The following is a 25,638-nucleotide window of genomic DNA, read 5'->3' as shown; positions in this document are numbered from 1 at the left end:
GATCCCATGCCCGCCTATCGCGCCCCGGTCGAAGACACGCTCTTCGTGCTGAACGACGTTCTCAACTATCAGCGCTTCAACAACCTGCCGGGCTTCGCCGACGCGACGCCGGACATCGTCGAAGCCGTGCTGCGCGAAGCCGGCCGGATGGCCGAGGAAGTCTTCTTCCCGATCAACCAGATCGGCGACCAGCAGGGCTGCACGCGCGCCGACGACGGCTCGGTGACGACGCCGAAGGGCTTCGGCGAGGCGTTCGAGCAGTACAAGGAAGCCGGCTGGATGGGGCTCGCCTTCGATCCGGACTATGGCGGCCAGGGCCTCCCCTATGTGCTGCATTCGGCGATCGGCGAATATTTCTCGTCGGCCAACATGGCCTTCGCCATGTATCCGGGCCTCACCCAGGGCGCGATGGCGGCGATCCAGGTGCACGGGTCCGACGACCAGAAGGCGACCTACCTGCCCTCCATGGTCGAGGGCCGCTGGACCGGCACGATGAACCTGACCGAACCGCATTGCGGCACCGATCTCGGCCTGCTGCGCTCGAAAGCCGTGCCGCAGGACGACGGCAGCTACAGGATTTCCGGCCAGAAGATCTTCATCTCGGCCGGCGAGCACGACATGGCGGAGAACATCATCCACCTGGTGCTGGCCCGAATCGAGGGCGCGCCGGAGGGCACCAAGGGCATCTCGCTGTTCATCGTGCCGAAATTCATGGTCGGCGAGGACGGCTCGCTCGGCGCGCGCAACGGCGTCGTCTGCGGCTCGCTCGAAGAGAAGATGGGCATCCACGGCAACGCCACCTGCGTCATGAATTACGACGAGGCGACCGGTTACCTGATCGGCGAGGCCAACAAGGGCCTGCGGGCCATGTTCACGATGATGAACGAGGCCCGGCTCGGCGTCGGCCTGCAGGGCCTGTCGATCGCGGAGACCGCTTATCAGAACGCCGTCGCCTATGCGAAGGAGCGCATCCAGGGCCGCGCCCTCACAGGCCCGGCCGCGCCCGACAAGAAGGCCGACCCGATCATCGTCCACCCGGATGTGCGCCGGAACCTCATGACGATCCGCGCCTTCAACGAGGCCGGCCGCGCCTTCCTGCTCTGGGCGGCGCTGAAATCCGACGTCGCCCACCGCTCCGAGGACGCGACCGAGCGCGAATTGTCGGAGGAGATGATGGGTCTCCTGACCCCGGTCATCAAGGGCGTGCTCACCGACAAGGGCTTCGACCACGCGGTGATGGCGCAGCAGGTCTTCGGCGGCCACGGCTACATCGAAGAACACGGCATGAGCCAGTATGTGCGCGACGCGCGCATCGCCATGATCTACGAGGGCGCCAACGGCATCCAGGCGCTCGATCTCGTCGGCCGCAAGCTGCCGGCCAATGGCGGCCGCGCCATCCAGGCCTTCTTCAAGGAGGTTGGCGAGTTCTGCGAGGACAATCGCGGCGACGACAATCTCAGCTTCTTCACCAAGCACCTGAAGAAAGGCCTCAACGACCTGCAGGCGGCGACCATGTGGTTCGTGCAGAACGCCATGGCCAAGCCCGACAATGCCGGCGCCGGCAGCCATGACTACATGCATCTCTTCGGCCTCGTCGCGCTCGGTTACATGTGGGCGCTGCAGGCGAAGACCGCGCAGGCGAAGCTGGCGGAAGGCGACGAGGGCCGCAGGGCGTTCCTGGAGGCCAAGCTGACCACCGCGCGCTACTTCATGGAGCGCGTCATGCCTGAAACCTCGGCGCATCTGGCACGCATCTCCACCGGCGCGGACTCCATGATGGCGCTGCCCGAAGAGCCGTTTTGATTCGCTAAACTAGAGAATCGGCCCTAGCCTTGAAGCGCCTGCTTGGTGCGCGCAGAACTCGGGAGGAGCTTCATGGCAACGAAAGGTAATCTCATTGATTGGGTTCAGATGGCGCTGAAGTCAGCGGGAGGCTCCGCGAGCCTTCTCTATGTCGCGCAGTTCATCTGGAATAACTACGAGACCCAACTGAGAGAAAACGATCTTTTCTACACTTGGCAATATGACATGCGCTGGGCTGCGACTGAATTGAGGCGCCGCGGAATTATGGTTCCAGCAGAAGAAGACCGGCGCGGCAAGTGGACCTTGAAATCGGTCTAGGAGGACGACATGGCGAGCAATCCGGCGACTATTCTCGGCGTTCCGAGACCGGCCTGGGCGACGGACGACGTCGTCATGCTGCAGGACATGGCGACGCGGTTCATGACCGAGGAGATCCTGCCGCATTACGAGGACTTCGAGAAGGCGGAGATCTTCGACCGCTCGACATGGGAAAAGGCAGGCGCGGCCGGGCTGCTCTGCGCCTCCATGCCGGAGGAATATGGCGGCTCGGGCGGCACCTACGCCCATGAAAGCGCGATCATCGAGGCGATCGGCCATGTCGGCGTCGACGGCTTCGGCATCCCGCTGCACAACTCCATCGTCGCGCCCTACATCCAGCATTACGGCTCCGAAGAACAGAAGCAGCGCTGGCTGCCGAAACTGGCGAGCGGCGAACTGATCGGCGCCATCGCGATGACGGAACCCGGCGCCGGCTCCGACCTGCAGGGCGTCAAGACGTCGGCCAGGAAGGACGGCAACCACTACGTCCTCAACGGTTCCAAGACCTTCATCACCAACGGCCAGCTCGCCAACCTGATCGTCGTCGTCACCAAGACCGACCCGTCGGCCGGCGCGAAGGGCACCTCGCTGATCGTGGTCGAGACCGACGACGCGGACGGCTTCGAGCGCGGCCGCAACCTCGACAAGGTCGGGCTGAAATCGAACGACACCTCGGAACTGTTCTTCAACGAGGTGCGGGTGCCGACGGCCAACCTGCTCGGCCACGAGGAAGGACTCGGCTTCGTCCAGCTCATGCAGCAATTGCCGCAGGAACGCCTGCAGATCGGCGGCGCGGCGATCGCCATGATCGAGCGGGCGCTGGCGGTCACCATCGACTACGTCAAGGAGCGCAAGGCCTTCGGCAAGGCGGTGATCGAGTTCCAGAACACCCAGTTCAAGCTGGCGGAACTGAAGACGGAGGCGACCGTCGGCCGCACCTTCTACAATTTCTGCGTCGGCGAGCACGTCGAGGGGCGGCTGACGCCCGAACTCGCCTCCATGGCGAAATACTGGCTGTCGGACCTGCAGGGCAAGATCGTCGACGAATGCCTGCAGTTGCATGGCGGTTACGGTTACATGAACGAGTATCCGATCGCACGAATGTTTCGCGACGCGCGGGTGCAGCGCATCTATGGCGGCACCAACGAGATCATGAAGCTTCTGATCGCAAGGAGCCTTTGAAATGGCCGAATACACGCTTCACTGCTTCTGGGAATCCGGCAACGCCTACAAGGCGGCGCTGCTGCTGGAATTGTGCGACGCCGACTGGGAGGTGCGCCGCGTCGCCTTCTTCACAGGCGAGACGCGCCGCGAGCCGTTTCGCGACCTCAACGTCATGGGCGAGGTGCCGGTGCTGGAACATCACCGCGACGACGGCGACTTCACGGTCACCCAGTCCGGCGCGATCCTGACCTATCTCGCCCGCAAGCTCGGCCGCTTCGGCCCCGAGACCGAGGCGGAGGAATTCGAGGTCATGCGCTGGCTCCTCTTCGACAGCCAGAAATTGTCGGGCTATGCCGGGCCGCTGCGCTTCCTGCGCTTCTTCATGAAGAAAGGCGAGACCGACGAGGTGCAGTTCCTGCATGCCCGGTTGCTGACCGCGCTCAACATCCTCGAAGCCCGGCTGGAGGGCCGCGACTGGATCGCCGCCGACCGGCCGACCATCGCCGACCTGGCGCTGTGCGGCTACCTCTTCTGGCCCGACCAGATCGGCATCACCTTTGACGACTTGCCCAACGTGTCGGCCTGGCTCGCCCGCATCGCCGCCCTGCCCGGCTACAGCCGCGCCGAAGACCTGATGCCCTCCGGCCGCGAGCCGGACACGGCGACGGCGTAGGAGCGCGACATGGGCACCTGGGGACCGAAACCTTTCGAGAACGACGATGCGGCCGATTTCGTCGATGAGTTCGGAGAAATGGGCGCGGACGCAATCGTTGATGCCATCCGTACCGTGACCTCGGGTTCCGAGGACTACCTGGAAGGACCTGAAGCGCAACGCGCCATCGCGGCGTGCGCGTTTGTCGCGGCGGCGATTGGAGACAGTTCCGCCCTCGATGAGGTCGCAGCGGATGCGTGGCAGGGCTTTGACGGTGAGACCGCGACACTCGCCTCCCTCAAGCCGGAAGCGGTTTCGGCACTTGACCGGATCATGTCCGGGAATTCCGAACTCCTGGAGCTTTGGGAGGAGGCCGATGCCGAGGCTCTCGAGCAGTTCAAGAATGAAATCGAAGCGCTGAAAAAGCGCCTTTAGAAAAGATCAAGGAGACACACGATGGCTGACGCATTCATCTATGACGCCGTGCGCACGCCGCGCGGGCGCGGCAAGAAGGACGGGAGCCTGCACGAGGTTCCGACGCCGCGCCTCGGCGCCAAGGTGCTGGAAGCGCTGCGCGACCGCAACGGTCTCGACACGTCCAAGGTCGACGACGTGATCTTCGGCTGCGTCGATCCGGTCTACGAGGCCGGCGGCGACATCGCGCGCGCCTCCGTCTTCGAGGCGGGCTATGCCACCGAGGCGCCCGGCATGCAGATCAACCGCTTCTGCGCGTCCGGCCTCGACGCGGTGAATTTCGGCGCGGCGAAGATCGCCCAGGGCGCCGACGACATCGTCATCGCGGGCGGCGTGGAATCCATGTCGCGCATCGGCATGGGCGCGTCCGGCGGCGCCTGGTACATGGACCCCTCGGTCAACATCCCGGCCTATTTCATGCCGCAGGGCGTCTCGGCCGACCTGATCGCCACCAAATACGGCTTTTCGCGCGACGACGTCGACGCCTATGCGGTCGAAAGCCAGAAGCGCTCGGCGGAAAGCTGGGACAAGGGCCATTTCGCCAAATCGGTCATTCCGGTGAAGGACCAGAACGGCCTGACGATCCTCGACCGTGACGAGCACATGCGTCCCGGCACCGACATGCAGGGGCTCGCCAGCCTCAACCCCTCCTTCGTCATGCCCGGCCAGATGGGCGGTTTCGAGGCCGTCGGCATCGCCGGCCATCCGGAGGTCGAGGCGATCAACTATGTCCACCATGCCGGCAACTCGTCCGGCATCGTCGACGGCGCGGCCGGCGTGCTGCTCGGCTCCAAGCGCGGCGGCAAGGCGATGGGCCTGACGCCGCGCGCGAAGATCAGGGCCTTCGCCAATATCGGCTCCGACCCGACGCTGATGCTCACCGGCCCGGTCGACGTGACCGAGAAGCTCCTGAAGAAGGCGAAGATGTCGATCGGCGACATCGACCTCTTCGAACTGAACGAGGCGTTCGCCGCCGTCGTGCTGCGCTACATGCAGGCCTTCGAGGTCGACCATGCGAAGATGAACGTCGCCGGCGGCGCGATCGCGATGGGCCACCCGCTGGGCGCCACCGGCGCGATGATCCTCGGCACTGTGCTCGACGAGCTGGAACGCCGCGATCTGAACACCGCGCTCGTCACGCTGTGCATCGGCGCCGGCATGGGCACCGCGACGATCATCGAGCGGGTCTGACCCTCATGTACCAGCCCGCAGCCTTTCAGGAGAACGATCCGGCGAAACTGGCGGCGCTGGCGCGCGAGATCCAGTTCGGCTGCATCGTCACGGGCGAAGGCGACGCGCTCTACGCGACGCATGCGCCCTGCCTGATCCGCGAGGATGGCGGCCGCTATCTGGTGGAGTTCCACGTCGCCAAGGCCAACCGGCACTGGCAGATCGACCCGGCGGCGCCGACCGTCGCGATCTTCCAGGGCGACCACGCCTACATCCATCCGGGCTGGTATGCGACCAAGGCGGAAACCGGCAAGGTCGTGCCGACATGGACCTATGTCACGGTGCACATGCATGGCCGTCTGGAACGGATCTCCGATCCGCGGGAGCTGGAACGCCTTCTCGCCGACCTGACGGATCTGCACGAACAGGCGCAGCCGCAGCCCTGGGCGATGTCCGACGCGCCGCGCCCCTACACCGAACGCATGATGAACGCGATCGTCGGCCTGCGACTGCATGTCGAACGGGCCGAGGGCGCGCTGAAACTGAACCAGCACAAGAATGACGCGGACCAGGACGGCGTGATCGACGGCTTGCGGGGTTCCGGCCCCCTCGCTTCGCGCGTCGCCGATCGCATGGACCGCACCAGACAGAACTTGGGAGAACAGAAGTGACCTACAAGAACTTCACCGTCGAAACCGACGCCGACGGCATCGCGCTCGTCACCTGGGACATGCCGGACAAGTCGATGAACGTCTTCACCGAAGAGGTGATGGACGAGATCGACGCCATCATCGACGCCGTGGTGGCCGACGACGCCATCAAGGGCGCGGTGTTCACGTCGGGCAAGAAGGACTCGTTTTCCGGCGGTGCCGACATCACCATGCTCAAGAAGATGTTCGACATCATCCAGAACGAGAGGGCCAAGGACCCGAAAAAGGCGACGCAGATGCTGTTCGACGGCGCCGGCCGGATGAGCTGGCTCTGGCGCAAGCTCGAGACCTGCGGCAAGCCCTGGGTTTCGGCGATCAACGGCACCTGCATGGGCGGCGCGTTCGAACTGTCGCTCGCCTGCCACGGCCGCATCGCCGCCGACTCCCCGGCCGTCAAGATGGCCCTGCCGGAAGTCAAGATCGGCATCTTCCCCGGCGCCGGCGGCACCCAGCGCGTGCCGCGGCTCACCAACCAGCAGGACGCGTTGCAGATGATGACGCAGGGCTCGTCGCTGACGCCGTCGCGCGCCAGGGCGATGGGGCTCATCCACGACGTCGTGCCGCCGAAGAAGCTGATCGCCGCCGCCAAGGCGATGATCGCGGCCGGCCTGAAGCCGGTGCAGCCCTGGGACGAGAAGGGCTTCAAGCTGCCCGGCGGCAAGATCTACACGCCGGCCGGCGCCAATCTGTGGCCGGCGGCCTCGGCCATCCTGCGCCGCGAGACCCACATGAACTATCCGGGCGCCGCCGCGATCCTGAAGGCCGTCTATGAGGGCCTGCAATTGCCCTTCGACACGGCGCTCAAGGTCGAGCAGCGCTATTTCGCCCATGTGCTGCAGACGACGGAAGCCGGCTCGATGATCCGCTCGCTCTTCGTCTCGCTGCAGGAGCTCAACAAGGGCGCGCGCCGTCCCGACGGCGTTCGGCCGACGAAGTTCAAGAAGATCGGCGTCCTCGGCGCCGGTTTCATGGGCGCCGGCATCGCCTATGTGACGGCCAAGGCCGGCATCCCGGTCGTTCTCCTCGACCGCACGATGGAAGCCGCCGAAAAGGGCAAGGCACATTCCGAGGGCCTCGTCGCCAAGGCGATGCAGAAGGGCCGCGCCACCACCGAGGAAAAGGACCAGCTCCTGTCGCTGATCACGCCGACCACGGATTACGCCGATCTGGAAGGCGCCGACCTGATCATCGAGGCGGTGTTCGAGGATTCGGAAGTCAAGAAGACCGCGACCGAGCAGGGCGAGGCGCAGTTGAAGCCGTCGGCCGTCTTCGCGTCCAACACCTCGACCATCCCGATCACGGCGCTGGCCAAGAACTCCAAGCGGCCGAAGAACTTCATCGGCATCCACTTCTTCTCGCCGGTCGACCGGATGATGCTGGTCGAGATCATCCTGGGCAAGCGCACCGGCGACAAGGCGCTGGCGGTCGCGATGGACTATGTGCGCGCCATCAAGAAGACGCCGATCGTCGTCAACGACACGCGCGGCTTCTACGTCAACCGCTGCGTGCTGCGCTACATGCAGGAGGCCTTCTCGATGCTGATCGAGGGCGTGCCGCCGGCGATGATCGAGAACGCCGCCAAGCTCGCCGGCATGCCGGTCGGCCCGCTGGCGCTGACCGACGAGACCGCCATCGACCTCGCCCAGAAGATCATGCGCCAGACGATCCGCGACCTCGGCGACAAGGCCGTCGATCCGCGCCACATGGAGCTGATCGACACCATGGTCGACACGCATGGCCGCCACGGCCGCAAGAACGGCAAGGGCTTCTACGACTACCCGGCGAAGCCCGCGAAGAAGCACCTGTGGCCCGAGCTGAAGACGCTCTACGCCCAGCAGGACGCAGACAGCGTCGATTTCGAGGAGCTGAAGCAGCGCCTGCTCGTGGTGATCGCGCTGGAAGCGGCCCGCGTCATGGAAGAAGGCATCGTCACCGACCCGCGCGAAGCCGATGTCGGCTCCATCCTCGCCTTCGGCTTCGCCCCCTACACGGGAGGCACGCTCTCCTACATCGACGGCATGGGCGTCGCCAATTTCGTCAAGCTGGCCGAGAAACTCCGCAAGAAATACGGCGCGCAGTTCAAGGTGCCGAAGCTCTTGAAGGAAATGGCCGAAAACAGCGAGACCTTCTACACGCGGTTCGATCCGTACGCGCAGATGGACGAGGCGGCGTAAGCGAGGCGCCTGACTGAGTTAGAGAGACCCCGGGGTGAGAGCTCCGGGGTTTCTTGATTGGGCTTGATGTCGAAGACTATCCGCCGAGGCCAATTCCAACCTCCGTCATCCTCGGGCTTGACCCGAGGACCCATTCCGTGAAGCCGCCACTTGGTGTGGTGATGCAGAACAATGACCACCCAATGCCGCGAAAAAGCTCATTCCACTCGGGATTCATCGACTCGATCAGGTCGATCTTCCATTGACGCCGCCAACGCTTCAGCGATTTCTCGCGTCGGTTATGTCGTCATGTTCCTCGTACCAGACGAGACGGACCGCACCGTAGGTCGAGGTAAAGCTCTTCTTGTTGATGCGTTCCTTGTGATCGTAGACGCGCTGCGACAGGTCGTCGGTCACGCCGATATGGATCGTGCCGCCCTTCTTGCTCGCCAGCATGTAGACATAGCCACCCATCGTTCGAGCTTCACGGAATGGGTCCTCGGGTCAAGCCCGAGGATGACGGAGGTTGGGTTAGAGCCCTTGGCTAATCTCGGAGATTTCGTTTCAGGCTCCTCTCTTCTCCCACGAGGTGAGAAGGCAGGTCCAGCCTCGCGCCCCGATCACCGCTGCCGCTTCGACTTCCGCCCCCTGTGTTCAACTTGGGGCCGCGATCGCTTTCCTGGCCCTTGAATCTGCCGCCCGGCTTGCAGCCCTTCTTGAATTTCGGTTTCGCATCCCTCGGTTTCGCTTGCCTCAGCTTGCCGTGTATCTCGCCGGCCGGCGCGATAAGAATGCCAGAATCATTTCGAGTGCCATCTCTCCATCGCGAACGTAACCAACGTGTGTGCTGCGTTCACAGCAAGTCGGGCATCAGATGACGTAATTGGTGGTGGTGCAATGCCCCTACCGTGCGCTGATCCTATATGCGTCCGTAAAGTGCCGATTCCATCTACTATCGATGTCAATCCGCTTAGTATTCGATTTTCGTCATCACCAAGAAGCCTATCTGGGTTAAGGCCAAGCGTCCTTTGGACAGTCTTCCAAAGCGGACCTATTGTCTGTGTCATAGGCATTTCCAGTCCATGCACGTCGATGTAGGTCTTGCAGAAAGCTTCTACGATCGACGATGCGGCAGTGATCGCGGCATGTGGATCACTTTCTACATTGGAAATCGCCCTGCTAAATTCCGCCTCGATCGAGGCGAAATCGCCTATCTTGAAAAAATCTGCCAAGGTTTTTGACGCCGAAGTAGCGCCCGCGCGCGTGATGACTCCATTCATGTGGTAGGCAAGCTGGTTTCGGGCGAGTGCTTTCGTAATGCGATCTTGCCCGCGACGGTGTTCGTCATTCGAGTGGTCTTCATCCATGAAAGGCTCAATAATGTGACCGAGAACCGCCAATGCGTCAGTAGCCGGGTCATCATTACAGCGTTTCAACCACCGAACACATTTGTCCTCGCAGTTTCCATCCGGCACATCTCCAGGAGCGCCGCTTTCCATGAAAAGGCCATTGAGCCGACTGTGGCTGTAATAGTAGGCGCCAAGCACCGATGACACCGCGCCGATTACCGAATTTGGGATTCCCTGCATAACTCGATGCCCGTCTTTGCCCCGGTGGGTATCGTTGTGGCTTTCGCCCGTCCGGTCAACGATCTTGAGCAATACCGTCTAGGCCAAATCGGTGCCGAGCGGCGTCACTTTCGGCGAGCCGTTTGCCCTTCTTGGCGAGGACGACAGCGTATCGTTTTAACATCCTGGCCCTTCCCCCGCTCACCCCTGCCGCTTCGGCTTCTTGCCCTTGTGTTTCGGCTTCGGGCCGCGTTCTGCCGGCGGGCCCTTGGGCTTGCGGCCCGGCTTGGCGCCGTCGCGGAATTTCGGCTTCCCGTCCCTCGGTTTGCCGTCCCTTGGTTTCCCGTCCCTTGGCTTGCCCGGCTTCGGCCGTGCGCCCGGCGCGCCGGCCGGGGTGATGGTGATGCCTTTTTCGACGCTGCCGGGCTGGCGGATGCGCTCGGCATAGGCGTCGGCCTTGTCGGCGGAGATCTCGAAGCGGGTTTCGGTGTCGTCGATCCGGATCGCGCCGACATCGCGTTTCGTCACGCCGCCGGCGTTGCAGATCATCGGCAGCAGGAATTTCGGATCCGCGCGTTGCTTGCGCCCGATCGAGATGGTGAACCAGACGCCGCCCTGCATCTCCGGGCGCGGCTCGCGCGTCGGCGCGCCGTCCTTTGCCGACCGGCGGTCGCGCGCGCCACGCTTGTCCTGCAGGGCCTCGGCGGGCAGCGGCCACAGTTCCTCGGGCACGGGGTGGGCGGCGCGTTGCAGGCGAAGGAACGCCGCGGCGATGCGCTCGGGCCCCGCCTTCTCCAGCATCTCGGCGACGATCTCCGCCTCCTGCTCGTCGGGCGCGGCGGCCGAGACGGCGGCGTCGAGCATGCGCCGGCGATAGCGCGACTCGATGTCGGCGATGCCAGGCGCGGCGCGCATGGTCGCCGTCAACTTGGCCATGTTCAGCACCCGATGCGCCGCGCCGCGCCGATGTTCCGGCACGATCAGCACGCAGACGCCCTTGCGGCCGGCGCGGCCGGTGCGCCCGGAGCGGTGCAGCAGCGTCTCCGGGTTGCTCGGCACGTCGGCGTGGACCACCAGGTCGAGGTTCGGCAGGTCGATGCCGCGCGCCGCCACGTCGGTCGCCACGCAGACATGGGCGCGCCCGTCGCGCATGGATTGCAGCGCGTTCGAGCGCTCCGACTGCGCCATCTCGCCCGACAGCGCCACCACCGAAAAGCCGCGATTGGCAAGCCGCGCCGTGAGATGGCGCACCGCCTCGCGCGTGTGGCAGAACACCAGCGCGCTGGTCGAGTCGGTGTCCAGCAGCGCGTTGATGATGGCGTGTTCGCGCTCGTCGCGGCGCACCAGCATCAGCTGGTACTCGATGTCGGCGTGCTGCTCGGTCTGCGCGGTCGTCTCGATGCGCACCGCGTCCTTCTGCACCGTCTTGGCCAGTTCGGCGATGCCGCGCCGCACGGTCGCCGAGAACAGCAGGGTCCGGCGTTCCTCCGGCGCCGCGCCGAGGATGAATTCCAGGTCCTCGCGAAAGCCGAGGTCCAGCATCTCGTCGGCCTCGTCGAGCACCACCGCGCGCAGGGCGCCAAGGTCCAGCGCGCCGCGCGTGATGTGGTCGCGCAGGCGCCCGGGCGTGCCGACCACCAGGTGCGCGCCGCGTTCCAGCGCGCGGCGCTCGGTGCGCATGTCCATGCCGCCCACGCAGGTGGCGATCTTCACCTCGGCCGCCGCGTAGAGCCAGTCGAGCTCCCGCTTCACCTGGATGGCGAGTTCGCGCGTCGGGGCGATGATCAGGCCGAGCGGCGCGCCGGCCGCCTCGAAGCGCTCGCCCTCTCCCAGGAGCGTCGGCGCGACCGCGATGCCGAAGGCGACCGTCTTGCCCGAACCGGTCTGCGCCGAGACCAGGAGGTCGGCCTCGCCATGCTCCGCGTTCGTCATCGCCAGCTGAACTGGCGTCAGCTGGCTATAGCCCTTCGCCTCGAGGGCGGAAGCGAGGGCCGGATGGATGGCGGGGGATGTGGGCTCGGTACTCAGCGTCTTGGTCCTGTCTGTGAAAGACGCCGAGTATCATGTTGCGCGCATTTTGGGCAGCAATTGTTTGGGGGGGAACGCGGGCTTCGGGGCTTTCCGTCTAGGCTCCTCCCTTCTCCCCTTGTGGGAGAAGGTGTTTTAGTCCGTTCCGTGAACGGGCGAAAACGGATGAGGGGTTCTCCGAAATCGAGCCATCACCCTCATCCGACGCGCTGCGCGCGCCACCTTCTCCCATCAAGGGAGAAGGAAGGTTCGTCCCCCTCAGGTCACCCCTCCGCGATCGTCTCCAGCACCGCTTCCAGCCGTGCCACGGTCCCGTCCACATCCGCCAGCTTGTCGAGGCCGAAAAGACCGACGCGGAAGGTGCGGAAATCGGCGGGTTCGTCGCACATCAGCGGCACGCCGGCGGCGATCTGCATGCCTTCGGCGACGAACTTCTTGCCGTTCTGGATGTCGGGGTCCTTGGTGTAGCTGACGACGACGCCCGGCGCCTCGAAGCCGGGGGCGGCGACCGAGGCGTAGCCGTTTGCGGCGAGCAGCGCGCGCACCTTGCGGCCGAGCTCCCACTGCCGCTCGCGGGCCAGTTCGAAGCCGAAATCGCGAGTCTCGACCATACGGTCGCGCAGCACCTTCAGGGCGTCCGTCGGCATGGTCGCGTGGTAGGCATGGCCGCCATTCACATAGGCCTGCATGATGTCGTGCCACTTGCGCAGGTCGATCGCGAAGCTCGTGCTCGTCGTCTCGCCCAGCCGCTCCAGCGCGCGCGGGCTCAGCATGACGAGGCCGGCCGCCGGCGAGGCGCTCCAGCCCTTCTGGGGCGCGGAGATCAGCACGTCGACGCCGGTCGACGCCATGTCGACCCAGATCGACCCGGAGGCGACGCAGTCGAGCACGAACAGCGCGCCGACCTCGTGCGCCGCGTCGGCGATCGCCTTGATGTGGCCGTCCGGCAGGATGACGCCCGACGCCGTCTCCACATGCGGCGCGAAGACGACGCCCGGCCGCTCCTCGCGGATGCGCGCGGCGAGCGCGTCGGCGGCGTCCGGCGCAAAGGCCGAGGTGCTCTCGTTGCCGACCTGCCTCGCCTTGACCACCACCGTCTCCGACGGGATGGCGCCCATCTCGAAGATCTGCGTCCAGCGATAGGAGAACCAGCCGTTGCGGATGACCATCGCCTTGGCGTCGGTGGCGAACTGGCGGGCGACCGCCTCCATCGCATAGGTGCCGCCGCCGGGCACGATCACGGCCGCCTCGGCGCCATAGACCTCGGTCAGCATGGCGTAGAGGTCGTTCATGACGCCCTGGAACACCTTCGACATGTGATTGAGGGACCGATCGGTGAAGACCACCGAAAATTCCATCAGCCCGTCCGGATCCACCGGTGCCGCCGCCACGTTCATGCCCTCAACTCCTCATGCCAGATGTACACATTCACGGATTTCGCCGCACGCTATAGACCCGTTTGACGACACAGAGAAGGCACGGCGGGCAAGATAGCGGTGCGGGGCGACCATTCGCCCCGCGAGCCGCCCCAACCCCCATGAGCGATATCGCACACCCCGCCTTTCCGCGCGCCGATAGGGTCGGGGCAAAGCGAAACAGGGGCGAGGGCCATGGACGATTATCAGCTGCGCGCGCGCAACGACCATATCCGCTGGGACAACCAGGACTGGGACCGCAAGCAGGCGCAGAAGGCCTATCAGCGCGAAGCGGCGGCGGCCGGGGCCGCCATCCGGCGCGGCGACACGGCGTGGGGCGCGGCGCATCTGGGGATGCACGACCTGGCGATCGAGATCGCCCGCGACCGGGCGGCGGCATCGTCGGTCGCCCTCGACGAGAGCCGCGCCCGGCAGGGCTTGCGCAAGGCGAAGGCGGCGTTCGAGGCGGGCGACCATTTCGCGGCCCTTCAGGCGCTCGACGGCGTCATCGCCCTGCAGCCGCGCAACTGGCGCGCGCTCGAAATGCGCGGCCATTGCCACCTGCGCCGCGACGCATTCGACGCCGCCGAGGAGGATTTCGACAAGGCACGCCTGCACGGCGCCCCGGCCGCCGACGCGCGCTTCTTCGCCGGTGTCGCGCAGATGCGCGCGCGCCGATACACCGCCGCCCTCCTCAGCTTCACCAGGGCGATCGAGGCCGGCGACCGGTCGGCTTCCGTCCATTTCCGGCGCGGCATCTGCCGGCTGGAATGCGGCCAGCCCGACGACGCCGCCGTCGACCTGGAGCAGGCGGTGCGCAGCGAACCCGACAATGCCGGCTACCTGGCGGTGCTGGGCGAGGCGCTGGTGCGCGCCGAACGGCCGGAACGCGCCGTCGCGGCGCTCGACCGGGCCGAGGCGCTGGGCCGGACCGTCGCCTCGCTCTATCTGTGGCGCGCGGAGGCGAAACTGTCGCTCGACGAGGCCGAGGCCGCCCTGGCGGACGTCGAGGCCGCCATCGCCCGCGACCCCGCCGTGTCAGGCGCCTATGCGCTGCGCGGCGACATCCACATGGCGCTGGAGAAATTCAACACCGCCATCCGCGATTTCGACATCTATGTGCAGAAGCGGCCCGACAGGCTGATCGGCTATCTGCGCAAGGGCGACGCGCTGGCCATGACCGGGCGCACCGGCGAGGCGATCGAGCAATATCATCTGGCCGCCCGGCGCGCGCCGCAGTCGCCGCGGCCGCATTTCCGCGAGGCGAAGGCATTGCTGGAGGCCGGCATGGCCAAGGGCGCGCAGAGGGCGATCGAGCGCTGCCTCGCGCTCGCTCCGGATGACGCGCCGGCGGCACGGCTCAGCCAGGAGATCGCCGCCGCCCTCGTCGGCTATCGCGGCCTCTTCTGAGGCCGCCGAGCGGCAGGCCGGAGACCGGCGTTCAGCCGCCGACCGCCTCGTGGACGAGCGCGTCACCGTCGAACAGGTTCTCGATCGCCGCCAGAACCTCGCCCTGCACCGTGCCGGCGTCGTCCGGATAGAAGGACGACAATTCGGCGGCGATGTCGTCGGCGGTGCGGGTGCCGTCGCACATCTGCCAGATCAGCGCGGCGATCGTGTCGAGATGCATCGCGTTCTGCGAGCCCGGCCGATAGAGCAGCCGCTCGCCATCCACCTCGACGGAGAAATACGCGCTGTTTTGCCGAAGCGTCCGCGACCTGTTCATCATGAGCCAAGCAACCGTCTGACAGGGGATGGCGCGCGACACGCGGCCCGCATTGACGGCCATCCCGACCCCCTCGGCGCGCGCGGCGCCGAATCCGGTCCCCTCACTACAGCGTTTGACGTCGCGGTTCCAGCATTTCGACCTGCGGTTGCTGAAAACGCTGGCCTGCACCCTTGAACGATGCTAGCAGCGGGATGGTTCAAATTGGGGGATTTTCCGTGTCGGACAACACGCAGCACAGCATTACGCGGCGGCAGATGATGAAGACGATCGTCATCGGCGGCGTCGCCACGACGGTCATGCTTCCGGGCAAGTGGACGAAGCCTCTGGTCGATCTGGTGGTCACTCCGGCGCACGCCGCGTCTTCCGCGCCGCCAACGACCACCTCCGCGCCCACTCCGACGCCAACGCCTTCGCCGTCGCCCACCCCGCCGCTGCCGCCGATTCCCACGACGACGGTCATCCCGGGATAGGTCGGCGTGAGGTGCGGCGCCTGTCCGGCGACGGACGGGCGGGCGGCAGTTTGCGAGCATGGCAGCGGAACGGCGGCGCGATCGATTACGCTGCGTCAGGATTTTCCGCCGCGACTGGCGCGGACGGGCGAAAAATGCTAGGAGACAGCGACCAGAGAGGCGGTTCAACCCGGGGGGTTCACTGTGTCGGACAAGGATCAGCACACCACCACACGCCGGCGGATGATGAAGACCGTCGTCATCGGCGGAGTCGCGACCGTGATCATGCTTCCCGGAAGATGGACGAAGCCAGTGGTCGATCTGGTCGTCACCCCGGCGCATGCCGCGTCCTCCGCGCCGGCGACGACATCCTCGCCCACAACCACCGGCACGACCACCACGACGACATCCGTTCCGACGACGCCGACCTGAGCCGGCTCGCGTCACGGGGCGTCACACGGATCGCACCGCCGTCCGGGCACTGTGGCGGCAAACCCGCAAGCCGGGCAGCTCTATGCTTCCGCTAGGGCAGAATATCGCCCCACACCGGTGTGAACTGCTGGTGCGAAAAAGCAAATAATGCTAAAAGACAGCCTGCACAGGCACTGTTCAAGTCGGGGGACTTTTCATGTCGAGTAACGATCAGAACAAGACCACACGCCGGCGAATGATGAAGACCGTCGTCATCGGCGGCGTCGCGACCGGGATCATGCTTCCCGGAAAATGGACGAAGCCCGTGGTCGAACTGGTCGTCACCCCGGCGCATGCCGCGTCCTCCGCACCGGCGACCACGTCCTCGCCCACCACCACCGGCACGACGTCCACGCCGACCACCACGACGACGTCCGAGCCCACCACGACGACAACGACCACTACGACGACGACCACCACCACGACTACGACGACAGCGCAGCCGACCACGACCACGACAACGACGACGACCACCCTGGCACCGAGCGGTCCGGCCTGATCGGCCCGACGCAGAATCTCCGGCACGGACGAAAGCCACGCCGATGCGCCTTTCGGCAAGCATGGGCTCGGCATGGCGCCAGAGTCGGCTTGCCCCCCAACGACCAGACGCCCGATGCCCAGCCTGATCCTTGAATATGCCGGCCAGACGGCGTCCCTTACCTATCCGCCGGCGATCGATCAGATCGTCACCTTCCTGTTTGCGGGCCTCGTCGCGCCCGCCGAGCGGCCCCGCCGCGCCATCACGGTCACCCAGACCGGCGAGGACGAATTCCGGCTGGTCTCGCCGGTCGCCCCGCCGGTCGAAAAGCTGAAATCCGCCGACCTCGCCGACTTCCTGATGGATGCGGTCATCCGCGCCCTCGTCACGGACCAGGCGTCCGGCGTGGCGATCCACGCGGCGGCGCTGGCGCGCGGCGACAAGGCGATCCTCGTCGCCGGCGTGTCCGGCGCGGGCAAATCGACGCTGACCGCCTGGATGGCCCGCAACGGTTTCCGCCACCTGACCGACGAGCTGGTGATCCTGCCCGGCGAGGCGTCGCTCGACGTCGTGCCCTTCCGGCGCCCCCTGACCCTTCGGACCGACGCGGTGGCGGCGCTCGAGGCGCATGGCGTCATCGCGCCCGACAGCGAGCGCCTGACCTGCGGCGACAAGGTGGTCTTCGCGCCCATTCCGGCGCCAGAGGCGGCGCCGGTCGCGGCCGGGATGATCCTGTTTCCCAACTGGATGCCGGACGCCGAATTCCGCATCCAGCCGCTCACCAGCGGCCGGTCCGCCCGGGGGCTCCTGGAGAACAATCTCAACGCGGCCAATTTCGCCGATGGCGGCCTGTCGACGCTCGCGCGCTATGCCGGCAGCCTGCCCGCCTTCCGGCTCACCTACGCCACTTTCGACCAGCTCGACGGTTTCCTGGACGAGGTCGTCGACGACGTGCTCGCCTCCAGGCTGTCCGCCACGGCCTGGCACCGGATCCACGACGCCTTCGGCGGCGGGACGGCCGACATGCCGCCCGGCCACACGCCGGCCTCACCGGCGCCGGCGGCAGCGGCGCAGCCCGTCGACATCAAGGCGCCGACGCCGTCGCGCGGAGATTTCAAGCTCACCGTCGGCATGGCGACCTATGACGATTTCGACGGCGCCTATTTCACCCTGCAGTCGCTGCGGCTCAACAATCCGGACCTGGCCGGCGAGATCGAGTTCGTCGTCATCGACAACAACCCGACCGGCCGCTGCGCCGAGGCGCTGAAGGCGCTGGAGAACGCCTGCCCGACCTATCGCTACGTGCCCTTCTTCGGAAATCGCGGCACGGCGATCGCCAAGGACATGCTGTTTACCGAGGCGCGCGGCGAATTCGTGCTGTGCCTCGACAGCCACGTCCTGCTCGCGCCAGGCGCCCTTCCGCGCCTGATGCGCTATTTCGAGGACAACCCGGAGACGCCGGACCTCCTGCAAGGGCCGCTAGTCTATGACCAGCTCGACCAGCGCTCGACCCATTTCGAGCCCGTCTGGAAGGGCGGGATGTACGGCGTCTGGGGCACCGACACGCGGGCCGACGATCCGGACGCCGAGCCCTTCGACATCCCGATGCAGGGCATGGGACTGTTTGCCTGCCGGCGCGACGCCTGGCCCGGCTTCAACCTGAAATTCCGCGGTTTCGGCGGCGAAGAAGGCTACATCCACGAGAAGTTCCGCCAGCGCGGCGGCCGCACGCTGTGCCTGCCCTTCCTGCGCTGGCTGCACCGCTTCGCGCGGCCGATGGGCGTGCCCTACCAGGTGAGCTGGGAAGACCGCGTGCGCAACTACGTCATCGGCTTTCGCGAGCTCGGCCTCGACGAGGCGCCGATCGCGGCGCATTTCGAGGAATTGCTCGGCGCGGAACCGGCGGCGAAGATCCTCGCCGAGGTGCACGCCGAACTGGCGAACCCGTTCAACCGCTTCGACGCGATCCGCCTGATCAATCTCGACACCAGGCCGGACCGGCTGAAGACCATGGAAGAGCGTTTCGCGGCGCTGGGGATCGGCCAGCTCGTCAGCCGGCTGTCGGCGATCCCGACGCCGGACGACACCCAGACCGGCCGCGCGCTCTCCCACCGCGCCGCGATCCTCGACGCGCAGCGGCGCGGCCTGAAGAACGTCCTCGTCCTCGAAGACGACACGGTCTTCGACGGCGATGCGCTGCAGGAGATCGAACGCCTCGCCGGCCGCATCGACGCCGACGACTGGGACATGCTGTCACCTGGGGGCAGCGGCACCGCCGTCGCGCATAACAGCCCGCATTTCGGCAGGCTGCTGGCGGCGCTTCCTGCGACGCCCGAGGCGATGGCGCAATGGCTTGATGCCGAAGGCGGCCTCGACCGCTTTTTCGCGCGCTCCGGTGCGGTCAGGCTCCAGGCGGCAACTGCCGCAAGCGCCTAGGCCCGCGGCAGGCTTCTGCGGCGCGCCAGCGACATCTGGTAGAGCCGGAAGGCGTGGCGCCTGACCTTCGAGCGCCAGAACGCTCCGCCCGGCGCGTCGAGCACCGACCGCGCGTCGACGATCGGCGGGACCGGCCTGAGCCGCAGCCTCTCGCGAATGTCGCCCGCGCGGCCCGTCGCCCGGACCGCCGGAAACAGCGCGTCGACCAGCTGGAGCGACATGGCGACCTCCGGCTGGATCCGCAGCCGCGCGACCACGCCGGCCAGATGGTCGAGATCGTCGCCGGTCAGCCGTCGCATCGCCTGCATCACGTCGACCAGCAGCCGCAACTGGTGAAACTTGTGGCCGGCGGCGGCGTGGATCACCGCCGTCACGAAATGCCCGGCCACCGGCCGGTCACCGCCGGCGCAGGCGTCGGCATGCTCCGCGTAGCCGAAGGAGATCCGGCGCCTCAGCGCGGGCACATGCACCAGGTTTCCGTGCAATTCGACCAGCATCAGCCGGTCGCCCTGCAGGCCCCATTTCTGCTCCTCGTTCTGCTCGGACTTGTCGAAGCGCTCCCGCTTGAACTGGACATAGCCGAGTTCGGCCATGACCTCCCCCGCCCGCGCCGCGGCGCTTGCCGGCAGAATAAGGTCGATATCGGTGAACGGCCGGTCCGAGGCCTCGTCATAGAGGTCGCGGGCGAAGGCCTGGCCCTTGACCAGCGCGTGCGGCACGCCGGCCTTGCGGAACGCCGCCATCACCCGCGCGGCCTGGTCGCTCAGCGCCAGCGCGACGGCGGCGAGATACATCCGGTCGCGTGACGCCGCGCGCCGCGCGTCCTCGAACCCCTCGGCCTCGGGAAAGCGCAGCCCCTTCAGTTTGCGCAGCACGACCGGCTCGACATTGTGATCGCGCGCCGCGTCGAGAAGCACGCCGACATCGGCCCCGTCGAACGCCTCGATGCCCACCGGCGCCGCCTGCGGATCCGCGAGGTCGCACAAGAGGCGCATTTCCAGCGCGATCAGTCCCCTGCCGGTGTCAGTCACGGATCGAACGCCCCACTCATCGCGATGGCCTGTGAAAGCCGCAACTTACCACGAGACCGCGCGGCCGGTGCAGCCGTCTCACAGCGATTTCAGTCTCGCCCTCAGCATGGGAACCGCGAAATCGAGGAAGACCCGCATCTTCGACGGCAGCGCACCGCGCGCCGCATGGATCAGGTGGACGGGAAGCGGATCCACCTCGAATTCCTCCAGCACGATCCTGAGCGCGCCGTCGCGCACCCGCTCGGCGCATTGATAGTGAAGCACGCGCGTCGCGCCGACACCCTGCACGGCGGCCTCGACGGCGGCTTCCGCGGTCGAGACGGCAAGGCGCGGCGATATCGGCACGTCGATCGCCTCGCCGGTGTCGGGCGACCGGAAGAACCAGCTCGAAGCCGGCGACAGGAACTCGAAATTGACGCCTGGCAGCGCGGCCAGCCGCTCCGGCCTTTCCGGCGTGCCGCATCGCTCGATCAGCTTCGGGCTTGCGCAGACGACGGTTCGCATCGCGCCGATCGTGGTGGCGATCATCGTGCTGTCCGGCAGCCGGCCGATCCGCGCCGCCATGTCCACATGCTCGTCGAGCAAATGGAGATTGCTGTCCGACAGGACGAGGCGAACGTTGATGTCCGGCTGGATGGCGAGGAATTGCGTGACGACCGGCAGGATGTGCAGCCGGCCGAACAGCACGGGCGCCGTCAGCGTCAGTTCGCCGCGCGGCGCGTGGAACTCGCCCGCCGCGATGCGTTCGGCCTCTTCGACATCCTCCAGGATCCGTCTGGCCGACGCCAGGTAGGCGGCGCCGGTGTCGGTCAGCGCGACCTTGCGCGTGGTGCGGATCAGGAGCTTCGCGCCCAGATGCCCCTCCAGCTCGTTCACCTTGCGGCTGACGGTCGCGAGCGGCACGCCAAGGTCGCGGCCGGCGGCCGAGAAACTGCCCCTCTCGGCCACTTTCAGCAGCAGTCTCATCGCTTCGAGCCGGTCCATCATTATTCCAAAATTCGAGATACTGATTTCCAATCTTACAGAATTATCTCTCGATGTGGAATGGAATACTCCTCCCTGCGAACGAACCGCACCGGGTTCGAAACCGCACAGGAGAAGACATCATGCCCCGCCTCGCCATCCCCGCCCGTGACGACGTCCCCGCCGGCTCCAAGCCGATCCTCGACGCCGTCGAAAAGCAGCTCGGCGTCGTGCCGAACATGTTTCGGCTGATCGCCTCGAGCCCCGCGGCCCTTCAGGGCTACACCGCCAACAACGCCGCCCTCGCCAAGACGCTGGACGTCAAGACGCGCGAGCGCATCGCGCTTGCCGTCGCCGAGGTGAATGGCTGCGACTACTGCCTGTCCGCGCACAGCTATCTCGGCATGAACATGGCGAAGATCAGCGGCGAGGAGATCGCGCTCAACCGCATGGGCCGTTCGGGCGATCCGAAGGCCGACGCGGCGGTCCGGTTCGCCACCGGCGTGGTTCGCGACCGTGGCCGCGTGACCGACCTCGACATCGCGGCGCTTCGCGACGCCGGCTTCTCCGACGGCCAAATCGTCGAGATCGTCGCCGTCGTCGCCGAGAACATCTTCACCAACCTGCTCAACGTGGTCGCGCAGACGGACATCGACTTCCCCGTCGTCCAGGCCAACCGCGCCGCCTGACACGCAAGACGGGCGGGCTCGCCCGGCCCGCTCGACACCCACCAGGACCCCGCCAGGAACCCAAGCCATGGCCTACGGATTTCTCGACATCGCATCGACGCCAAGCGTCCGCGCGGCGCAACGGGCCATGGGCAGCGACCGGGCCTACCGCAACTTCAGGGGCGACCGCGCCTTCGACAGGTTCACGCCGAACGAAGCCGCCTTCATCGCGGCGCGCGACAGCTTCTACATGGCCTCCGTTTCGGAGACCGGCTGGCCCTATGTCCAGCACCGCGGCGGTCCGAAAGGGTTCCTGAAGCTGGTGGACGACCAGACGCTGGCCTTTGCCGACTACCGCGGAAACCGCCAGTACATCAGCGTCGGCAACCTCGCCGCCGAGGCCCGCGCCGCGCTGATCCTCGTCGACTATCCGGCCCGCGCCCGCCTGAAGATCTATGCGCGTGTCGAGGCGGTTGCGATCGACGACGACCTCGCCGCGCTCGTCGCCGAGCCGGCCTACGAGGCAAGGCTTGAGCGCGTCTTCGTGCTCCGCCTCGCGGCCTTCGACTGGAACTGCGCACAACACATCACCCCCCGTTTCACCGAGGCGGACGTCGCCGCTGCGGTCACGCCGCTGCGAGACCGGCTCGCCGTTCTCGAAGCGGAAAACGAACAGCTGCGAGCCAAGCTTGCCAGCAGCAAAGGAGACTGACGATGGAAACCGAACGCCCGCCGCTGCCGCCCTTCACCGGGATGGAGGACGCCGTCGCCAAGGTCCGGCTCGCGGAAAACGCCTGGAACACGCGCGACCCCGAGCGTGTCGCGCTGGCCTACACGCCGGACAGCCGGTGGCGCAATCGCGCGGAATTCTTCGAGGGCCGCGACGCCATCGTCGCCTTCCTGACGCGCAAGTGGGACCGCGAGCTCGACTACCGGCTGATCAAGGAGATCTGGGGGTTTCGCGAGAACCGCATCGCGGTCCGCTTCGCCTATGAGTGGCGCGACGACAGCGGACACTGGTTCCGCTCCTACGGCAACGAATTGTGGGAGTTCGACGCCCACGGCCTGATGCGCCGCCGCGTCGCCAGCATCAACGACGCGCCGATCGGCGCTGCCGACCGCAAGTTTCACTGGCCGCTCGGACCGAGGCCGCAAGAGCACCCGGGCCTGAGCGAACTCGGCCTCTAGGGCCACCCGGACATCACTCGTTTCGCGGCCTTCAAGGCCGCCTCGATCCGCGAGCCCTTGCTCGCGGTCATGGGATCGATCGTGCCGATTTCCGGCCGATCCAGACAGGTCGACGTCGCAATCGCCCATCGGGGCGCTTCGATTGCACGTCGCAGCCGCCGGCATGGGGCCTGCGGCTCCAACCCGGCGCCTGCGCGGCGCCGACTTGAAAGGAAGACTGACATGAAGAACCTCAACGCCATCATGGCCATCGCCTGCGTCATCGGCACGATCTCCGGCGCTTCCGCCGCCTTTGCCGCCGACGAATACAACGTCTCGACGGGCACCACCGTCGACGGCCACGGCGTCGCGCTGCGCGGCAATGATTCCGTCGCCCTGTTCACCGGCCTGGACGTGACCCCCGGCCATGCCAAGTTCACCGTCGTGCACGACAATGTCGCCTACTACTTCTCCTCCAGGGAGACGATGAAGCAGTTCTCGGCCGACCCGGCCGCCTTCATCCCGCAATATGGCGGCTTCTGCGCCTTCGGCGTCGCCAAGGGCCTGAAACTGGACGGCAGCCCGCGCTTCGCAGACGTGGTCGACGGCAAGCTCTACCTCTTCCTCAACGCCGATGTCTTCGAGGCCTACAAGAAGGACAAGGCCGGCACGATCGCCAAGGCCGAAGCCAACTGGCCCGGCATGGAACACCGCACCGTGGAGGACGTGAACGGCCTTTGATGCAGGATGCGACCTGACAGGTTCGCACCATCCGCATCGACCGATCCTGGACGCATGCCGCGCGAAGCCCTCCCCCCTTCGCCCGCGGCCTCCAGGCCCCGGCATCTCTCCCCCCGGATGCCGGCCCCAGGTCGCTGGTGGCGCCCCCCTCTGCGTCACCAGCGTGCCTGCCTTTCCAAGCCGGGCCGACTGACCTCCCCAAGCAATCGCAGCCGCATCTCCAGTCTTCTCCGTCACCTTCCCCAAAAGTCATCGGCTTCCCGCCCTGTGATCGATCACACAGGGGCAGATGAAAGCCGCACCTAGTCTTTGGTTAACGAGAAGGAGAGAGCGTAATGAAAACCATATCGATCAGGAAAATCGGTCTCGTCGCCACGCTGTTCATGGTGGCCGCGCCCATTGCGGCTGAAGGCGGCACGACGATACGCGACCACCGCGGCGGATTGCAGTCCAACGCCCCGACGGCGTCGCGGCTTCAGCGCCGGCTCACCTGGACCTCCACGCTCACCAAGCCCGAATGCAAGGGGCTCGGCGGCAAGGTCACCACCACGGTGAAATGCTCCAAGCTCGGCCAGGAAACCTGCGCGACGGTCAACAGCGACGGCGTCATCAACGTCGCCTGCATCGACGAGAAGGTCGCGCAGGACACCCTCATCGGCGACGAACCGGAAAAGAACTAGAGGCGATCATGAAAACGCAGATCATCATGGCAGTCATCCTGCTCGGCACGGCGATCGTGCCTTCGAACGCGGCGAGCGTCATTCGCGACCACCGCACCCCCGCCAACAACACCGGGCCGATGTCGCCCATCGTCGGCGTCGCCGAACTCAGCTCGGCCGAATGCCGCAAGCTCGGCGGCGGCGTGCACAAGTTCGACGTCTGCAACAGCCGCCGCGCCTGCGTCACCCGCGACCAGAACGGCAAGTATCACGCGGTCTGCATCCGCACGGTGCTCGACGGCATCATGTCGGGCTGGAACTGACGCCCCGACCCGCGCGATTGTCCGAGGGCGCATCCGGGCGCCCCGGGCCCGGGCGCCGCCGTTCCGGCGGTGGACACAGCCGCCGCCCCAGGCCGCCCAAAGCCCTGCCCCGCCTGGCTTTTCCCGGTTTTCTCCCCGTTTCCTGTCCCCCGCCCCGCCACCGCCCGCACACTTTGCGACACGTCACGGCCGCAACGGAGACAGGCACGGCATGGAATTCGACTGGCGCAAGGCGATCGACTGCAATTGCGAGGCGCTGTGCGCCATCGCCGCGCGGCTGATCCTCATGGCGGGCCTGCAGGCCGGCCACGACGTCGAGACCCTGCCGCGCCGGCTCTACCGGCGCGTCCTCGCCCTGCTGCGTCCCGCCGAATATGCCGCGCGTCGGCTGATCGTCATGGCCGCCTGCACGCTGGAGCTCCCGTTTCGCATGCCCCCGCCGAAAGCGGCCGCTGCGTCGCCGGCGGCAAATCGGAAGGCGGCGCCCGCGCCGGAGAAGCCCGCCGACGCGAAGCCCGAGCCGCGCATCCCCGCCTTCCAGCTCTTCGACCCGTTCAAGCAGCATGGCGACCCGTTTCTCGATCCCGGCGCGTCCGCCGGCTTCGATTTCGACGACCTGCGCTACGACCTGGACTTCGACCTGCCGCCGGGCGAGCCGGTCGATGCCCGCGCGCTCGGCCGGCGCATCCGCGCACTGGCGGCGGCACTCTCCGACCTCGAAGGCCAGGCGCAGCGTCTTGCCCGCTGGCGCGCGCGCCGCGACGCCGGACGCGCCTGGCCGAAGCGCTGGAATCCCATCCGCCCCGGCCGGCCGCCCGGCTGGGTGAAAAAGCCGAAGACCGGCGTCGCGGAGGTGCTCAAGGAATGCCACTTCCTCGCCCTCGACGCGTGGAATTCGTCGTGACGGCCCTTGTCCGTTCCATCGAACCGCAGCCGGCTTCGGCAACGAGGCACCGGCCGCCCAAGCACGCCCGCCTTCCTTCTCTGCTTGTGAGGCCCGACGAAGGGGTCGAGACCCGCGGCTCGACCCCGGGCAGGTGGATGCGGGGCGCTCGATCTGGAGGCCCC

Annotated in this window: 26 protein-coding genes and 1 pseudogene; 18 read left to right on the top strand and 9 right to left on the bottom strand. The window is 66.6% G+C overall.

Translation table 11 applies throughout. The annotated features are described in order from the left end of the window. The first annotated feature begins 6 nt into the window (after nt 1-6). From MRY80_RS24505 to MRY80_RS24470, 8 genes are all read left to right on the top strand, one after another. Complete coding sequence (locus tag MRY80_RS24505; RefSeq protein WP_293294041.1) at nt 7-1,803, top strand: acyl-CoA dehydrogenase C-terminal domain-containing protein; 1,797 nt, start codon at nt 7-9, stop codon at nt 1,801-1,803. A 72-nt stretch (nt 1,804-1,875) separates the two neighbouring features. Continuing rightward, nucleotides 1,876-2,121 carry a hypothetical protein gene (locus MRY80_RS24500; RefSeq protein ID WP_293294039.1) on the top strand — a complete coding sequence of 82 codons (246 nt, stop codon included), beginning with the start codon at nt 1,876-1,878 and terminating at the stop codon, nt 2,119-2,121. 9 nt (nt 2,122-2,130) lie between these two features. Continuing rightward, nucleotides 2,131-3,303, top strand: coding sequence for an acyl-CoA dehydrogenase family protein (locus tag MRY80_RS24495; protein ID WP_293294037.1), 1,173 nt, complete (start codon nt 2,131-2,133; stop codon nt 3,301-3,303). A gap of 1 nt (nt 3,304) precedes the next feature. Continuing rightward, entirely contained in the window at nt 3,305-3,958 is a 654-nt protein-coding gene (locus MRY80_RS24490) for a glutathione S-transferase family protein (RefSeq protein WP_293294035.1), read from the top strand. 9 nt (nt 3,959-3,967) lie between these two features. Further along, nucleotides 3,968-4,372 (top strand): DUF4259 domain-containing protein, encoded by a 405-nt coding sequence (locus MRY80_RS24485; protein ID WP_293294033.1) that lies wholly within the window; start codon nt 3,968-3,970, stop codon nt 4,370-4,372. Nucleotides 4,373-4,393: 21 nt separating this feature from the next. Further along, on the top strand, nt 4,394-5,602 hold the full coding sequence (locus MRY80_RS24480; protein WP_293294031.1) for an acetyl-CoA C-acetyltransferase: 1,209 nt from the start codon (nt 4,394-4,396) through the stop codon (nt 5,600-5,602). 5 nt (nt 5,603-5,607) lie between these two features. Beyond that, on the top strand, nt 5,608-6,252 hold the full coding sequence (locus tag MRY80_RS24475) for an FMN-binding negative transcriptional regulator (RefSeq protein WP_293294029.1): 645 nt from the start codon (nt 5,608-5,610) through the stop codon (nt 6,250-6,252). Next, nucleotides 6,249-8,465 (top strand): 3-hydroxyacyl-CoA dehydrogenase NAD-binding domain-containing protein, encoded by a 2,217-nt coding sequence (locus tag MRY80_RS24470; protein ID WP_293294027.1) that lies wholly within the window; start codon nt 6,249-6,251, stop codon nt 8,463-8,465. Before MRY80_RS24475 ends, MRY80_RS24470 begins: the two co-directional genes overlap by 4 nt. Before the next feature lie 175 nt (nt 8,466-8,640). Here the strand turns inward: MRY80_RS24470 and MRY80_RS24465 are convergent. The 4 genes and pseudogenes from MRY80_RS24465 to MRY80_RS24450 all read right to left on the bottom strand — a co-directional run. After that, nucleotides 8,641-8,918: pseudogene (locus MRY80_RS24465) on the bottom strand (GIY-YIG nuclease family protein); the annotation flags it as partial. 326 nt (nt 8,919-9,244) lie between these two features. Beyond that, nucleotides 9,245-10,105, bottom strand: a complete 861-nt coding sequence (locus tag MRY80_RS24460) for an abortive infection family protein (protein ID WP_293294026.1) — start codon at nt 10,103-10,105, stop codon at nt 9,245-9,247. A 108-nt stretch (nt 10,106-10,213) separates the two neighbouring features. Beyond that, nucleotides 10,214-11,944, bottom strand: a complete 1,731-nt coding sequence (locus MRY80_RS24455) for a DEAD/DEAH box helicase (RefSeq protein ID WP_293294025.1) — start codon at nt 11,942-11,944, stop codon at nt 10,214-10,216. A gap of 359 nt (nt 11,945-12,303) precedes the next feature. Continuing rightward, entirely contained in the window at nt 12,304-13,437 is a 1,134-nt protein-coding gene (locus MRY80_RS24450) for an aminotransferase class V-fold PLP-dependent enzyme (protein WP_293294024.1), read from the bottom strand. A gap of 213 nt (nt 13,438-13,650) precedes the next feature. On the opposite strand from MRY80_RS24450, the gene MRY80_RS24445 reads away from it, so the two are divergent. Beyond that, a complete protein-coding gene (locus tag MRY80_RS24445; RefSeq protein ID WP_293294022.1) occupies nt 13,651-14,865 on the top strand; it encodes a tetratricopeptide repeat protein in 1,215 nt (404 codons plus the stop codon). A gap of 31 nt (nt 14,866-14,896) precedes the next feature. On the opposite strand, the gene MRY80_RS24440 is transcribed toward MRY80_RS24445, so the two are convergent. Together MRY80_RS24440 and MRY80_RS24435 are read right to left on the bottom strand one after the other, a co-directional pair. Next, nucleotides 14,897-15,184 carry a PqqD family protein gene (locus MRY80_RS24440; RefSeq protein WP_293294020.1) on the bottom strand — a complete coding sequence of 96 codons (288 nt, stop codon included), beginning with the start codon at nt 15,182-15,184 and terminating at the stop codon, nt 14,897-14,899. Nucleotides 15,185-15,380: 196 nt separating this feature from the next. Beyond that, a complete protein-coding gene (locus MRY80_RS24435; RefSeq protein ID WP_293294018.1) occupies nt 15,381-15,644 on the bottom strand; it encodes a hypothetical protein in 264 nt (87 codons plus the stop codon). Nucleotides 15,645-15,837: 193 nt separating this feature from the next. On the opposite strand from MRY80_RS24435, the gene MRY80_RS24430 reads away from it, so the two are divergent. Then, nucleotides 15,838-16,065: a hypothetical protein gene (locus MRY80_RS24430; RefSeq protein ID WP_293294017.1), complete on the top strand. Its 228-nt coding sequence runs from the start codon at nt 15,838-15,840 to the stop codon at nt 16,063-16,065. 210 nt (nt 16,066-16,275) lie between these two features. Here MRY80_RS24430 and MRY80_RS24425 read toward each other — a convergent pair whose 3' ends face one another. Beyond that, on the bottom strand, nt 16,276-16,677 hold the full coding sequence (locus tag MRY80_RS24425; protein WP_293294015.1) for a hypothetical protein: 402 nt from the start codon (nt 16,675-16,677) through the stop codon (nt 16,276-16,278). A gap of 40 nt (nt 16,678-16,717) precedes the next feature. On the opposite strand from MRY80_RS24425, the gene MRY80_RS24420 reads away from it, so the two are divergent. After that, on the top strand, nt 16,718-19,018 hold the full coding sequence (locus MRY80_RS24420) for a glycosyltransferase (protein ID WP_293294013.1): 2,301 nt from the start codon (nt 16,718-16,720) through the stop codon (nt 19,016-19,018). Here the strand turns inward: MRY80_RS24420 and MRY80_RS24415 are convergent. Together MRY80_RS24415 and MRY80_RS24410 are read right to left on the bottom strand one after the other, a co-directional pair. Then, on the bottom strand, nt 19,015-20,049 hold the full coding sequence (locus MRY80_RS24415; RefSeq protein ID WP_293294011.1) for a nucleotidyltransferase family protein: 1,035 nt from the start codon (nt 20,047-20,049) through the stop codon (nt 19,015-19,017). The genes MRY80_RS24420 and MRY80_RS24415 overlap by 4 nt on opposite strands. 78 nt (nt 20,050-20,127) lie before the next feature. Then, nucleotides 20,128-21,033, bottom strand: coding sequence for a LysR substrate-binding domain-containing protein (locus MRY80_RS24410; protein ID WP_293294009.1), 906 nt, complete (start codon nt 21,031-21,033; stop codon nt 20,128-20,130). Between the two features lie 122 nt (nt 21,034-21,155). Between MRY80_RS24410 and MRY80_RS24405 the strand changes: the two genes are divergently transcribed. The 7 genes from MRY80_RS24405 (at nt 21,156) to MRY80_RS24375 (ending at nt 25,474) form a co-directional block, all read left to right on the top strand. Then, nucleotides 21,156-21,701 (top strand): peroxidase-related enzyme, encoded by a 546-nt coding sequence (locus MRY80_RS24405; protein WP_293294007.1) that lies wholly within the window; start codon nt 21,156-21,158, stop codon nt 21,699-21,701. A gap of 67 nt (nt 21,702-21,768) precedes the next feature. Next, nucleotides 21,769-22,392, top strand: coding sequence for a pyridoxamine 5'-phosphate oxidase family protein (locus MRY80_RS24400; protein ID WP_293294005.1), 624 nt, complete (start codon nt 21,769-21,771; stop codon nt 22,390-22,392). A 2-nt stretch (nt 22,393-22,394) separates the two neighbouring features. After that, entirely contained in the window at nt 22,395-22,868 is a 474-nt protein-coding gene (locus MRY80_RS24395) for a nuclear transport factor 2 family protein (protein WP_293294004.1), read from the top strand. Between the two features lie 222 nt (nt 22,869-23,090). Then, nucleotides 23,091-23,588: a YHS domain-containing (seleno)protein gene (locus MRY80_RS24390; RefSeq protein ID WP_293294003.1), complete on the top strand. Its 498-nt coding sequence runs from the start codon at nt 23,091-23,093 to the stop codon at nt 23,586-23,588. Between the two features lie 335 nt (nt 23,589-23,923). Beyond that, nucleotides 23,924-24,268: a hypothetical protein gene (locus MRY80_RS24385; protein ID WP_293294002.1), complete on the top strand. Its 345-nt coding sequence runs from the start codon at nt 23,924-23,926 to the stop codon at nt 24,266-24,268. An 8-nt stretch (nt 24,269-24,276) separates the two neighbouring features. Then, nucleotides 24,277-24,570, top strand: a complete 294-nt coding sequence (locus tag MRY80_RS24380; protein WP_293294000.1) for a hypothetical protein — start codon at nt 24,277-24,279, stop codon at nt 24,568-24,570. A gap of 211 nt (nt 24,571-24,781) precedes the next feature. Then, the gene (locus MRY80_RS24375) at nt 24,782-25,474 is read left to right on the top strand and encodes a hypothetical protein (protein ID WP_293293999.1); all 693 of its coding nucleotides are present in this window, start codon (nt 24,782-24,784) and stop codon (nt 25,472-25,474) included. Nucleotides 25,475-25,638 lie beyond the last annotated feature (164 nt).

Source organism: Oricola sp. (genome assembly GCF_022763245.1).
GTDB lineage: Bacteria > Pseudomonadota > Alphaproteobacteria > Rhizobiales > Rhizobiaceae > Oricola.
Note: the sequence above shows the minus strand (reverse complement) of the source record. Positions and strands in the feature narration are given on the sequence as shown.

Coding starts and splice junctions, on each gene's coding strand:
- MRY80_RS24475 (WP_293294029.1), top strand. CDS start 5,608: ATGTACCAGCCCGCAGCCTTTCAGGAGAACGATCCGGCGAAACTGGCG.
- MRY80_RS24495 (WP_293294037.1), top strand. CDS start 2,131: ATGGCGAGCAATCCGGCGACTATTCTCGGCGTTCCGAGACCGGCCTGG.
- MRY80_RS24380 (WP_293294000.1), top strand. CDS start 24,277: ATGAAAACGCAGATCATCATGGCAGTCATCCTGCTCGGCACGGCGATC.
- MRY80_RS24420 (WP_293294013.1), top strand. CDS start 16,718: ATGCCCAGCCTGATCCTTGAATATGCCGGCCAGACGGCGTCCCTTACC.
- MRY80_RS24455 (WP_293294025.1), bottom strand. CDS start 11,944: ATGACGAACGCGGAGCATGGCGAGGCCGACCTCCTGGTCTCGGCGCAG.
- MRY80_RS24405 (WP_293294007.1), top strand. CDS start 21,156: ATGCCCCGCCTCGCCATCCCCGCCCGTGACGACGTCCCCGCCGGCTCC.
- MRY80_RS24485 (WP_293294033.1), top strand. CDS start 3,968: ATGGGCACCTGGGGACCGAAACCTTTCGAGAACGACGATGCGGCCGAT.
- MRY80_RS24375 (WP_293293999.1), top strand. CDS start 24,782: ATGGAATTCGACTGGCGCAAGGCGATCGACTGCAATTGCGAGGCGCTG.
- MRY80_RS24385 (WP_293294002.1), top strand. CDS start 23,924: ATGAAAACCATATCGATCAGGAAAATCGGTCTCGTCGCCACGCTGTTC.
- MRY80_RS24505 (WP_293294041.1), top strand. CDS start 7: ATGCCCGCCTATCGCGCCCCGGTCGAAGACACGCTCTTCGTGCTGAAC.
- MRY80_RS24395 (WP_293294004.1), top strand. CDS start 22,395: ATGGAAACCGAACGCCCGCCGCTGCCGCCCTTCACCGGGATGGAGGAC.
- MRY80_RS24450 (WP_293294024.1), bottom strand. CDS start 13,437: ATGAACGTGGCGGCGGCACCGGTGGATCCGGACGGGCTGATGGAATTT.
- MRY80_RS24400 (WP_293294005.1), top strand. CDS start 21,769: ATGGCCTACGGATTTCTCGACATCGCATCGACGCCAAGCGTCCGCGCG.
- MRY80_RS24440 (WP_293294020.1), bottom strand. CDS start 15,184: ATGATGAACAGGTCGCGGACGCTTCGGCAAAACAGCGCGTATTTCTCC.
- MRY80_RS24390 (WP_293294003.1), top strand. CDS start 23,091: ATGAAGAACCTCAACGCCATCATGGCCATCGCCTGCGTCATCGGCACG.
- MRY80_RS24490 (WP_293294035.1), top strand. CDS start 3,305: ATGGCCGAATACACGCTTCACTGCTTCTGGGAATCCGGCAACGCCTAC.
- MRY80_RS24480 (WP_293294031.1), top strand. CDS start 4,394: ATGGCTGACGCATTCATCTATGACGCCGTGCGCACGCCGCGCGGGCGC.
- MRY80_RS24425 (WP_293294015.1), bottom strand. CDS start 16,677: ATGCCGAGCCCATGCTTGCCGAAAGGCGCATCGGCGTGGCTTTCGTCC.
- MRY80_RS24435 (WP_293294018.1), bottom strand. CDS start 15,644: ATGACCGTCGTCGTGGGAATCGGCGGCAGCGGCGGGGTGGGCGACGGC.
- MRY80_RS24410 (WP_293294009.1), bottom strand. CDS start 21,033: ATGGACCGGCTCGAAGCGATGAGACTGCTGCTGAAAGTGGCCGAGAGG.
- MRY80_RS24445 (WP_293294022.1), top strand. CDS start 13,651: ATGGACGATTATCAGCTGCGCGCGCGCAACGACCATATCCGCTGGGAC.
- MRY80_RS24500 (WP_293294039.1), top strand. CDS start 1,876: ATGGCAACGAAAGGTAATCTCATTGATTGGGTTCAGATGGCGCTGAAG.